Origin of the sequence: Trichocoleus sp. ST-U1, assembly GCF_039961835.1 — a bacterium.
Lineage (GTDB): Bacteria > Cyanobacteriota > Cyanobacteriia > Cyanobacteriales > FACHB-T130 > FACHB-T130.
In genome coordinates, this window is sequence record NZ_JAMPJZ010000124.1 from 1 (window position 1) to 11911 (window position 11911).

At 47.8% G+C, this 11911-nt stretch carries 11 protein-coding genes; 2 read left to right on the forward strand and 9 right to left on the reverse strand.

Translation table 11 applies throughout. The features are described 5' to 3' along the window. Positions 1 to 235: 235 nt before the first annotated feature. From NDA06_RS25130 to murC, 3 genes are all read right to left on the reverse strand, one after another. The gene (locus NDA06_RS25130) at positions 236 to 574 is read right to left on the reverse strand and encodes a YbaB/EbfC family nucleoid-associated protein (protein WP_190530227.1); all 339 of its coding nucleotides are present in this window, start codon (positions 572 to 574) and stop codon (positions 236 to 238) included. 73 nt (positions 575 to 647) lie between these two features. Further along, entirely contained in the window at positions 648 to 1628 is a 981-nt protein-coding gene (murB, locus tag NDA06_RS25135; protein ID WP_190410562.1) for a UDP-N-acetylmuramate dehydrogenase, read from the reverse strand. 139 nt (positions 1629 to 1767) lie between these two features. Continuing rightward, positions 1768 to 3309, reverse strand: coding sequence for a UDP-N-acetylmuramate--L-alanine ligase (murC, locus tag NDA06_RS25140; protein ID WP_190410561.1), 1542 nt, complete (start codon positions 3307 to 3309; stop codon positions 1768 to 1770). 329 nt (positions 3310 to 3638) lie between these two features. Here murC and nadD point away from each other — a divergent pair, with 329 nt between their 5' ends. Further along, positions 3639 to 4277 (forward strand): nicotinate (nicotinamide) nucleotide adenylyltransferase, encoded by a 639-nt coding sequence (gene nadD / locus NDA06_RS25145; RefSeq protein ID WP_190436699.1) that lies wholly within the window; start codon positions 3639 to 3641, stop codon positions 4275 to 4277. A gap of 921 nt (positions 4278 to 5198) precedes the next feature. Further along, positions 5199 to 6212, forward strand: coding sequence for a type I glyceraldehyde-3-phosphate dehydrogenase (locus NDA06_RS25150; RefSeq protein WP_190410558.1), 1014 nt, complete (start codon positions 5199 to 5201; stop codon positions 6210 to 6212). Here the strand turns inward: NDA06_RS25150 and thiL are convergent. From thiL to NDA06_RS25180, 6 genes are all read right to left on the reverse strand, one after another. Further along, the gene (gene thiL / locus NDA06_RS25155) at positions 6209 to 7225 is read right to left on the reverse strand and encodes a thiamine-phosphate kinase (RefSeq protein WP_190530224.1); all 1017 of its coding nucleotides are present in this window, start codon (positions 7223 to 7225) and stop codon (positions 6209 to 6211) included. The genes NDA06_RS25150 and thiL overlap by 4 nt on opposite strands. A gap of 250 nt (positions 7226 to 7475) precedes the next feature. Then, positions 7476 to 8288, reverse strand: a complete 813-nt coding sequence (locus NDA06_RS25160) for an exosortase-dependent surface protein XDP2 (RefSeq protein WP_190986973.1) — start codon at positions 8286 to 8288, stop codon at positions 7476 to 7478. Between the two features lie 705 nt (positions 8289 to 8993). Then, positions 8994 to 9662 carry a phycobilisome degradation protein NblB gene (gene nblB, locus NDA06_RS25165; RefSeq protein WP_190986974.1) on the reverse strand — a complete coding sequence of 223 codons (669 nt, stop codon included), beginning with the start codon at positions 9660 to 9662 and terminating at the stop codon, positions 8994 to 8996. 96 nt (positions 9663 to 9758) lie between these two features. Continuing rightward, a complete protein-coding gene (locus NDA06_RS25170) occupies positions 9759 to 10223 on the reverse strand; it encodes a CBS domain-containing protein (protein ID WP_190410554.1) in 465 nt (154 codons plus the stop codon). A 70-nt stretch (positions 10224 to 10293) separates the two neighbouring features. Further along, positions 10294 to 11367, reverse strand: coding sequence for a M20/M25/M40 family metallo-hydrolase (locus NDA06_RS25175; protein WP_190986975.1), 1074 nt, complete (start codon positions 11365 to 11367; stop codon positions 10294 to 10296). Between the two features lie 87 nt (positions 11368 to 11454). After that, positions 11455 to 11911: PEP-CTERM sorting domain-containing protein (locus NDA06_RS25180; protein WP_348251908.1), on the reverse strand; the 457-nt coding region annotated here is incomplete at its 5' end.

Below are 11911 nucleotides of genomic sequence, written 5' to 3' on the forward strand. Positions count from 1 at the left end.
GCTCAATCGCCAACTCTTAGCTCACACTGTTTGTCGTTGGCTCAACCGTCATAGCCTTGACCCCTTGCAGTTTGAGCAACTTCTGGCTAGCTAGTTTTAGTCGCACATCGCGTAAACCTAGGAAATATTTTCGCAGTTTTGCCTGCTAGCCGTCTCTCTACGATAAGTAAGTGGCAGGCGAGAAGCCTGCCTAAGAAGAGCGGCAGATATTGATGCCTGGGAAATCCCTTAAGGGTTACAGTGGCAGGTCGAGTCCACTGGTGAGGTCTTCCATCCGCTGTCGCATTGTTGCGGTGGATTTTTCGTAGGCATCTTTCATTGCCGCTGTTACAAGTTCAGCTAGAGCATCTGCTCCCTGATTGTAGGCGTCTGCTGAAATTTCTACCCGCAGAGGTTCTTGATTGCCGCTGAGGAAAACCTTAACGCTTCCACCGCTACTCTCTCCCCCAATCTCCATTTGCTCCAATTCTTCTTGGAGCCTTTTGGCACCTTCTTGAACCTGCTGGGCTTTTTTAAAAGCTTCGGCTAGTTCTTTCATTTTGCCTAAGCCAAAGCCAAATCCTTTCTGTGTCATAACTATTAATGCCGTATGCGATAGACTTGCAAGCCAATTTCAATCTTAGTATCCCTGGCGTCTGGCGACACCTTTAAGCAGGCTGAAACTCACCTAAGATTTTCACTTCTGGTTCTAAGCACAGAGACCAATGCTGTTCCACTTGCTGCTGAACATAGCGAATCAAATGGAAAATATCGCTAGCTTTAGCACCGCCACAGTTGAGGATAAAGTTGGCATGGCGTTGGGCGACTTGGGCACCGCCAATCTGGTAGCCTTTGAGTCCGGTTTGTTCGATCAACCAGGCAGCTTTGTGAGAATCGGGATTGCGGAAAACGCTGCCGCAACTTGGCAAATGGTAGGGTTGAGTGGTTCGCCGTTGCTCTAGATGTTTGGCAGTTGTTGCCATAACTTTAGCTGGGTCGGCTCCCGGTTGGAGTTGGAAGGTTGCCTGTGTCACCAAGCGATCGCCTCCTTGCAGAATTGAGGTGCGGTAGGCAAATCCCAGTTGTTGTGGTGTCAAAATCTCAGCTTTTCCGCTGGGTGAGAGGGCTTGGACGTTGACTAAAATATCAGCGGTACAGCTGGTGTGAGCGCCTGCATTCATCACCACTGCGCCGCCGACTGTACCGGGGATGCCAACAGCCCATTCCAACCCTTGCCAACCGCGTTCTGCTGCCTGCCATGCGAGGCGGGCGATGGGTTCTCCGGCACCTGCACTCACCTGACCCGTTTCGGGGTCGAAGCTGGTGTGGCGGAGATGGCGAGTACAGATGGCTAAACCGGGAAGACCTTTATCGCTCACCAGTAAGTTTGAACCGGCTCCCAAGAGGGTGATCGACAATTCTTGATACCGCGCCCACTCAAAACTAGCTTGCAGTTCTTCGGTACGGCGAGGAGCTACATACCATTCGGCTGGTCCTCCCACTCGAAAAGAGGTCAGGCTGGAGAGGGGAGCTTGCGATCGCACAATACAATCGGTTCCTGGTAGGTAAAGCGGGGAAGAAGACTTGGTGGATTTTTTCTGGGGGGAAGAAGCGTTTACAACGCTGGCTGGATCATAAGAGAGAGTCATATCAATTCACAAATTTGAATGCCGAGACAGCTGAGGCCACAACATGAGTTTTGAGTAATTTTGAGTGAATCTGTTAGCTGGGAACTTCTTTACTCATAAGTACGACTTCAATGCAGCTAACGGATTCAGTCATCACCGATTACTTGAGACTGGCTTCGTCAGTTTTTTGATAGAACGCCATGACCTCAGGAATAATCTGATTTAGATTCCCCGCCCCCAAAAACAGAGCCAAATCGCCCGGTCGAAGGGTATCTGTAAGTAACTTACAGATGGACGGGAGAGACGGTTGGTAATGCACGTTCGGATGATTACCCGCCACTAATTCCGCGACTTGTTCCCCGCTAATCTGCCCCAAATTAGGTTCTCCGGCGCTATAAATATCGCTGAGAATCACAATATCGGCATCTTTAAAAGATTGAGCAAATTCCGGTAAAAAAGCGAGCGTCCGGCTGTAGCGGTGTGGTTGGAAAATAGCGACAAGCCTTCGCGGCGGCAACACTTGCAAGCGAGCTGCTGACAGGGTTGCCAGAAGTTCGCTGGGATGGTGGGCATAATCATCCACAAAGTAGATGCCATTACGCTCGCCCCGCAGCTCAAATCGGCGGCGGGCACCCTCGAAGGTCGCGATCGCCTCTGCAATTACCTCAAAATCCATCCCCAGCTGACGACCCACAGCCACGGCTGCTAGGGCATTGCTGAGATTGTGCTTGCCTAGCAACTTTAAGGAGAGCTTCCCCAGAATTTCTCCCCGTTCCCAAACTTGTGCCTCTGTGCCATCCGCCCGATAATCCACCCGATCGACCGTATAATCAGCCCCAGAATCTCGCTGCAAGCTATAGCTGATTGCGGGTTGCAGAGAATCTCTAACTACAGCACAATCAATGCACCCCACCAAGGTTTTACAGCGTTTAGCGAATATCTGGAAGGTGCTAATCACCTCTTCGAGCGATTCATAGTGATCTGGATGATCCAGTTCAATATTTGTAATCACACCAATTGCGGCTGAGAGTCTCGATAACGACCCATCTGATTCATCCGCTTCCGCGACTAGATAGGGACCGTCTCCTAACCGTGCGTTGCCTCCCCAGGCATTCACTTCACCGCCTACCACGATTGTTGGGTCTAATCCTGCTTGTAGCAGTAAATACCCAATCAAACTGCTAGTTGTAGTTTTCCCATGAGTACCAGCGACAGCAATACTTTGGTAATCCTGAATCAAAGCTGCTAATAAATCAGAACGATGAAAAATCGGACAGCCTAATTCAATAGCTGCCCGATATTCAGAGTTTGCCGGATTGATTGCAGTTGAACAAATCACTTGGGGCAGAGCCATTGCCCTTAGGTTCGTAGATGACCCTCGATTACTCGACCGAGTTGCTCCAGTTTCTACAGGTTCCCTGGAGGGTTCCAGGCGATCGCTTATACCAATGACTGCCGTTGGTAATGCTTCGTAGGCTGAGTCCTCGGTTGGTTGAAAAAATTCCAAGTTTGCGGCGTCTTGACTTCCAAAAACATGAGTGCCAACGGCCTGCAAACGTTTAGTAATATGGCTGGAATGAATATCCGATCCAGATACAGGCAGCTTACGCTTGGCTAGAACGTAGGCGAGAGCTGACATTCCAATTCCACCAATGCCGATGAAATGAAACGGCCTCCCGGTAAAATCAACAGTATTCGGCATCTTAGCTCCTTACACACCACACCACACCAGGCTGCACGGATAACACGCGCTATCATATCAAGAATTGATTTTTCTTGATACAACCTTGCCAAGATTTACAGCACAATCCCAGAGCGCGATCGCAGAATCCGCTTTCGGTCGCTATAACTGCACTTTAGGTCATTCCTAAATAGAGCGGCTTCTATCATGGGATGGTTTTTATCTTTACACGTCAAAATGCATTTCAGTCCGGAAACTTCCTGCAAAGACTAACACCAAGACAGTAGCAGATCATCCGCATTTTTACTGCTTAACCTAGAGAATAGGAAACAAGCCACAACGGATCTTGTATGCAAAACTTGGGAATTTTGGGTGGAACCTTTGATCCCATTCACTGTGGACACCTGTTGATGGCGGAAACTGCTTTATCTCAAGCGGCTCTAAACCAGGTCATTTGGGTACCGAGTCGCTGTCCTGCCTACAAAGTGGCGGTGGAATTTGAGCATCGTGCTCAAATGGTGCAACAAGCGATCGCAGACCATCCAAACTTTGTTTTCTCGCCTCTAGAGACAAATTGCACCCGTCCAGATTATGCCATTAATACCCTTTTAGACCTCCAGATTCTCTACCCGAATAGCCGCTGGCACTGGATTATTGGCACGGACGCCTTCAAAACCTTACCTCGTTGGCATCGACGGCAGGAACTTGTACCCGCTTGTGAATGGTTGGTGGCACCGCGTCCAGAAGAACTGCCGATCCCGGTAGATGATAACCGAGAAAATTTGCTCTGCCAGCAGATTGTTCAACAGCTTGTCGCCCAAGAGTTGACGATTCGCTGGCAGTTGTTGAAAATGCCGAAAGTGGGCATTTCATCAAGTTTGATTCGCCACTATTGTCGCCAAAAACACTCGATTCGTTATTTAGTCCCAGAAGCTGTCAGAGTATATATTTCCATCCACAACCTTTACGGAGGCGAGATTTTAAATTAATTTGGAATTAAAATAATGATTCAAAATTACGAGCCGTTTTAATTTTGAATCATTATTTTAATGATTCTTGAATGCTTCAGAACGTCCCGATTCAGGCAGAGCATTCCCTTTCTCAAACAACGCTAATAGGTAATTTGGCTGGGGTTGAATGGCTTCATCATAGTTAGCGAGTGGGCGATCGCTTCTTGATACTGTCCTTTACTAAGCGTGTAGCCTCGTAAATACCAGGCGATGAAGTCGTCTCGGCTTAAGTTTCAGCACTTGGTCAAAAGCTGGTAGCGCTTCTTTGTACTTAACCTAGCCTCCGTAACTCGCAAGCGAGGTTAAACAACTCAATCAGTGCTTTTAACTTAAGCAACCAGTTTCGGGGTAGATATGGAACAACCAGTTAGACTAGGCGCTGGAATGAGATCGAGTACCCTAAAACTTGCGATTTCTGTAGTTCTCAGAGTACCTAATGCTACTACTGTCAAAAAATTGAAATTCTTCACTTTATGCTTTTAGGCACTATTCGTACCAAACAATAGCTACAAGTTTTTACAGGGATTAATAATAAGAAAATAGATTTAATTAGCAATTAAATCGCCTAAATCGGAGAAAAAACCAATAAAATAATTATCTAGGCCAAAATTCAGCTCGCAAAAGCCTCAAAATAGGTTCGCTTCCGCTTCGACTCGCGCCCCTTCCCATAGCCTCTAGCGGTATGAAGTTGAGCCACGCTGGAAACAAGCGCGTCAGCGATCGCGCAGTTGCTCTAGATTTTGTCCTTTGTCCAGTCAAGAAAGATTCGTTTCGATCCCACAACGGATTCGATTTAGGAGGATCGCTGCAAACCACTAGGTAGAATTGTTCAGCCTTTGCGATATGATTGGGGTCATTAACAGGAAATTCTGTAGGTCACAAGACAGAGGGCAAGACGCTGTGATTAGAGTAGCGATCAACGGTTTTGGACGCATCGGACGTAACTTTATGCGATGCTGGCTGGGTCGGGAAAATAGCCATATAGAAGTCGTCGCGATCAATGACACTTCTGACCCAAGAACCAACTCCCACTTGCTGAAATATGATTCCATGCTTGGGAAGTTTAACGCTGATATCAGTTACGATGACAACTCCATCACTGTTAACGGCAAAACGGTCAAATGCACATCGGATCGCAACCCAGAAAACTTGCCCTGGAAAGATTGGGACATTGACCTGATTATCGAATCAACTGGCGTCTTTACCAGCAAGGAAGGGGCATCCAAGCATATAAAGGCTGGAGCGAAGAAAGTTCTGATTACCGCTCCCGGTAAAAACGATGACGGCACCTTTGTGGTAGGCGTCAACGATAAAGACTACGACCACGACAAGCACGTTGTGATCAGCAATGCCAGCTGCACCACCAACTGCCTAGCGCCTGTTGCCAAAGTGCTGCACGAAAACTTCGGCATTATTAAAGGCACGATGACCACCACCCACAGCTATACCGGCGACCAGCGCTTACTGGATGCTTCTCACCGGGATTTGCGGCGGGCACGGGCAGCAGCGCTCAACATTGTTCCCACTTCAACAGGTGCTGCCAAAGCAGTAGCTTTGGTGTTGCCAGAGCTGAAGGGCAAGCTGAATGGAATTGCTTTGCGGGTGCCTACTCCAAACGTTTCCGTAGTGGATTTGGTGATTCAAGTCGAGAAGCAAACCTTCGCGGATGAAGTGAACCAAGCGCTGAAAGCTGCTGCTGAAGGCCCTATGCAAGGCGTTCTGGAATACAACGAACTGGAGCTAGTCTCCAGCGATTATCGGGGTACCGATGCTTCTTCCATTGTGGACGCCAGTCTAACGATGGTTATGGGCGGAGACCTGGTTAAAGTTGTCTCTTGGTATGACAACGAGTGGGGTTACTCTCAGCGGGTTGTAGACTTGGCTGAACTGGTGGGTCAGAAGTGGAAAGCTTAAAAATGCTGAAAGCTTTGGCTTAGGGTGAGTTGTTGGTCGGGATAGACGCCGGTAGAGTCTCCTAACAAGACGTTTGAGCCGGTAGTAATTTTCCCGACCACAGCGGCTCCTTTGCCCAGTCGTTTGATTAACGCCTGGGCTTTTTCTAACGGTAAACACAGCACCAGTTCAAAATCTTCACCACCGTATAAGGCCCAATTCAGAGCTTGCTCGGCAGGCACGAGCTGAGTTAGGGCATGAGAAAGGGGAATTGCGCTGCGCTCGATATAGGCACCCACTTGGCTACACCGGCAGATTTGCACAATGGCGTCTGCTAGACCGTCGCTGCTGTCCATGCCAGCCACTGGAATTTTAGATTTTAGATTTTGGATGTGGGATGGAAAATCTAAAATTTCCCACAAAAGCGGCAACACATCTAGCCTAGGTTTGGGACGCTGGTGAGCTTCGATTAAAGATGCCTTGTCAGTTTCACTGAGGCGTTGACCAAACTCTGGATGAAGCAGTAATTCTAGACCAGCTCGTGAGGCTCCGTGAACGCCAGTGACGACAATGGCATCCCCTACCTGAGCATTTGAGCGCCGAAGGATCTGAGTTGGGGAAGCTTGACCAAAGGCCGTAATCGCGACGGTAATCACCGATGAGCGGCAAATATCGCCGCCGACGATCGCTGTATTGTATTGTTGCAGGCATTCGGTGAGTCCCTGATAGAGTCGCTCAACCCAGGTGACAGGTGTATCACCCGTGACACTCAAACCTACAGTAATGCCCAGAGGCAGTGCCCCCATTGCGGCTAGATCGGATAAATTGGCAGCAGCAGCACGCCAGCCAGCGTCTTCTGGGGAAGTGGTGCGATCGCTAAAATGAGTTCCATCTACCAGTAAATCGGTTGTCACTACCAATTCTTGACCGGGCTGGATGGTCATCACCGCCGCATCATCCCCCACAACTTCCGGCGGACAAAAGCGCTGCAATCGTTCTAATAAACCTTGTTCTCCAATATCTCGAATTTTCATGCATCTAAACTATTCAGTGTCTGATAGTTTAGCGGCTAGAAGAAACGCGATCGCTAAAATCGACTTATCCAGCAACATATCTGTCGTAGCTACCAGCAATTGTCCAAGCTCAGTCTCAAGATGACATTATCTGGCGTTTGGCAGTCTACCTCACCCGCAATCTTTTCTAAATTGGCAAAAAATCGGGACTAGAAGCCTTGTTCAGCATCTAATCCCGATTAATATATGCATTGTTTAAAACAATGGAGAATTAGGACTTAGCAGCTTGACGGCGGCGGCGAGAAACCACTAAAGCACCTGCTACCATTCCTAAACCTGCAAGGCTTGCTGGTTCAGGCACGCTCACGTTTTGAGCGGCTACCTTATAGTCAGGCCCGTTAAAGCCCTTGTGGCTTGTCAACCGGAGACCTACAGCCTTCTGTGTCCCTTTCAGACCTAAAGAACCAACCTTCTGATTTTCGTTGATTTCTTTGGTGTTGATGCTGTACCCAGCATCCTTCCACATGTCTCTGGTAATCTTGAACTTGTCTAGCACGTTGCCAAATTTATCCAGGGACTCAACGAATAAATCGCTGTTTCCAGGGCCTGGATCGTTCGCAGTAAGAGCGTTACCTCGTTCCCAGAAGAAGAATGTGTCTGTTGCCTTCCCGAAGAAAACTTCGATTATAGATGTTCCATAGTCGTCTTCAGTGTCAATGATGCTGTTGAGGTTCAAGTTGCCTAAGCTAGCAACGATATCAGCAGCTGTGGGGTTTTCCTTTTTAGGACCCTCTGGGAGATAAGGGTCGCTGACTGTACCATCTCCGTGGTCGGAACTGCCGGGGCCAGTTTTTACCAGGTCATTTTGGATGATTTTGGCACCTGTAACTAGCGAGAAGTCTTTGAGCGTCTTGGAACCAAAAGTAACTGCTTCTAGCTTGATATCCTTTTTGGGGTCAGCAGGATTTGGAGAAAAGGTGGTGCCAAAATCAAATGGAGCGAAAGCTTGAGCTGAAGTCGCGGAAAAAGCTAGAAGGCTGCCAGCCAATAAGCTCATGAAGGCTGAAGTCTGTTGAAGTTTCATCTGGTTCACCTTAATTGATCCGAAGTTCAAGATTTTTAATGTCCGCATATTTAGGGATTGAGCCGTGTTGCTATTTTTTTGTTGAACCTAGTAGTTTGCTTGAGTGATACGGATGAGTGCGTTGAAAACTACTTAAGCACCTGATGAACGAAGACCAATTACCTAAGGGATGACTCTAACTTTTAGTAGCAAACTCAGAAGACCGCGTAAATATGCTTGGCTTTGTTCTTCCTAATATAGGGAATGATTCGAGGGGATAGCAATCATTCGGACGTATCTTTACTGACTCTTTAACATCAGCCGTAGTTTCTCCAAAAACTTGTAAAGTTGGTGTGAAGTAAGGCTTTAGAAGTGGGAATATATATGTATCCGGATTTTTAACGATTAAATAAAAACAATTTTTGGGATTTCCGGGAAAATACGGTTTACTAATTTCATACCATTTAAAAATAAATTAAATATACGAAGAAACACTGAGACGTTAAAAATTGAAGTGCGGAAAATACTGAAAAATTAACTTTTAAACTTGCTAAAGCTAATAGTTATTACGAGAAAATACTTAAAAATAAATGTGAAAACGGGCGAAGCCCTTTCCACGTTGGGGGTAAACCCCTAGTTAAGGAAAGGAATGCTTCGCCCGTTTAATTTCCAGCCAAAAAAACGGATTGTATCAGGCTATGGTAATTTTAGAGATACTTTAACCAGTTATTCAAGCGATTTTAAACAATTTTGTGCTTCCTGGGCTACTTGCTCGACTTCATCATTCGATAGAGCTTCTAATGTTGAGCGTGCTTCTGCTCCACCTAGACGCTTGAGGGCTTGTACGACCCGGTAGCGGATCTGCCAATCCGAATGGGTGGAGTAGGGAACAATCAGGGGAACTGCACGCGGATCTCCCAGTTCCCCCAGTGAAGAGATAGCAGCAGTTTGGACTAAGTCGTTCCCAGAGGTGAGGGCTTCTTCTAGAAGTTCAAACCCTCTGCTGTCGCCCATTTCTCCCAAAGCAGCAACAATGCTGAACTTAACGAGCCACTCTGGGGTTTGGTTGTAAACTTGCTGCAAGTCATCGAAGGCTTCTTTTAACTGTAGCGCTCCCAAAGCATCAGCAGCGGCAGCTTGGACATCTGCTTCCGAGTCATTGAATAAGCGATCGCGCAAAACACTCAAAGATGTTTGCAAATCTTCCTGTCCCAGAGTATCCATCTGGCTGACAGCGGCATATCTAACGCGGGTGTTGCTGTCTGTCACAGCGGGTTGCACCAGCTCAAACGCGATCGCCCTTTCCAGCTGGCGCAGCTGGTTAATACCGCGAATGCGATCGCCAAAATTTTCTGAACCCAGTAATTCTTTAACAGACTCAGGGGTAATGCTCATTATTATTTGATTATTGATTAGTTTTCAGTTGTCACTCGTTATGAGTCATTAGTCATGAGTCCTTTGCAGCAAACTCCCATTGACTAATGACCAAGATTAATCCACCTCAGATGCCATTGCCCGCACAATATCCCCACGGGTGAGGATACCAATCACCTGAGCATTTTTATCAATCACCGGCAAGCGGCGAACATTTCGCTCGTGCATCAGCGCCGCTGCTTCCCGTAAAGGTTTCTCGGCTGTAATGGTAATGGCATCGTGGGTCATTACTTCCCCAACCGTTTGCCCCAGAGACTTGTGCAGGTCTCGTTCAAAGGTGGCTGGATTTTGCAGGTAAATCACGCTGTCTAGAAACATGATGTAAGCCGGGGGTGTTACCCCTTTTTCTTGCCACATCAAGTCAGTTTCCGAGATAACGCCCACTAATTTGCCAGTTTGTTCGACTACTGGCAGACCGCTGATGTGTCGTTCTGCCAAGATTTGGATGGCCTCTTTGAGAGGCGTTTCAGGCCGTACCACGATAGGGTCGCGGCTCATAACATCGGCTACAGTTTTGGGCATACAAGGCTTAACTGCTGTCACAGGATAACTGGCTTAATTGTAAGGAATTGCAGGGATCAATTGTCCTTTGTCAGTTATCAGTTGCTGTTGACGAATCGCTAAAGTCGGTTTCGCAGTAGGCGCGAAGGATATGCGTACAGTTTGCGATCGCACCTAAATGGGCAATCTCATAGCCGTGCGTGTTTTGCGTCGGAAACGCCAGACACGCAGCACGGGCGACATGACCGAACTTCATCGCAATTGAGCCATCGCTGCCAAAACCGCTCAACGTCGCCAATTGCACGGGGAGCTTCAGATTCTTCGCAACTTGCCGCAACTGACGATTTAAGGCTTCATCGTATATTCCATAGCCATCTTGGGAAAGCAACACCGGCGCATTCCCATCAGCGATCGGGTATTCCGGAGCCAAAGGACAGATTTCCAGCGCAATCAAAGCATCCACACGCTGCTTCTGAGTAAAGTACATTGCGCCAATTGCGCCGACCTCCTCCTTCGCAGACGCCACCAGATAAATATCCACTGGGGGCTGTTTTACGGTTTCAGCCAGCGCTAACAAAATTGCGACAGACGCCTTATTATCCAGCGTGTAACTGGCAATCCAATCCTTCAACCGCACGGGACGCTTACGATGCTTCCCCACTACCATTCGGGTTCCTGGTCGAATTCCCGCTATTTCTAATTCTTCGGGCGTGCATTTGGTTTCCACCCAAGCGTCTTCCCACCGCACTGGTTTGTCTTCCTGCTGGGATTTTTGAGGAGATTCGTGGGAAATGTGGCGCGATCCAAAAGATAGAATCCCGGTAATGGTTTGCTCATCTCCCAGTAAATCTACAGCGCCCTCGCCATAAACCCACGGAAACGCGCCTCCCAGCCTGCGGACTTCCACCCGTCCCTCGTCGCCGACTTGTTTGACAATTCCGCCAATTTCGTCTTTATGGGCGGTGATAGCGATGCCTCTGTCTTGCTTTTGTCCGGCAATTTTCGCAATGATATTCCCGGCATTATCCTGCCAAACTTCGACCCCTAGCGCTTTAAATCGACTCATCAACAATTGGTCAATTTCTTCTTCCGCACCGCTAGGAGAATGATGCAGCACTAATTCTTCAATGGTGTTAAACAGATTGTCGTAATCCAACAAAGCCATGCCTAAAAGTATGAAGTGTGAAATATCAAGGATGAACGGTGAAATTTAGCCTGAATACGAACCTGTTCATCCTTGAGTCTTCATCCTTTATACTTCAGTCTTGATTGAGCTGGCTTTCGTCTGTTGGCGTTTCAGCACCAAACCCGCGCCTAAAGCACCAAACGCTAATATACCGAACGTAGAAGCCGGTTCGGGAACGCTTTCCTGGGAGTCGGACACCAGCGCAGGCGTCAACGTTGCAGAGGCGGATTGTCTCAATAGCTGATTATTACTAGCGATCGCAGATGCCTCAGTCTGTTGCCCTAGCACTGAAAAGGCATATTTTCCTAATATCTTATGAGCAGTCGTCGTCGGATGGATGTTGTCCCAGAATAAAAACTTGTCTGCATTAACAGCACAGGCAAATAATTTGTCTAAACAAGCCTCAGTAACATTTCCCAAACCAAATTCGCTCGGATTAGCGATGACCCGATCGAATAGAGAATTAGCATCAAGGGGGATAATATTGATGCTGTCACCTAGGTTCTGGCTCAAACTCTGGCTC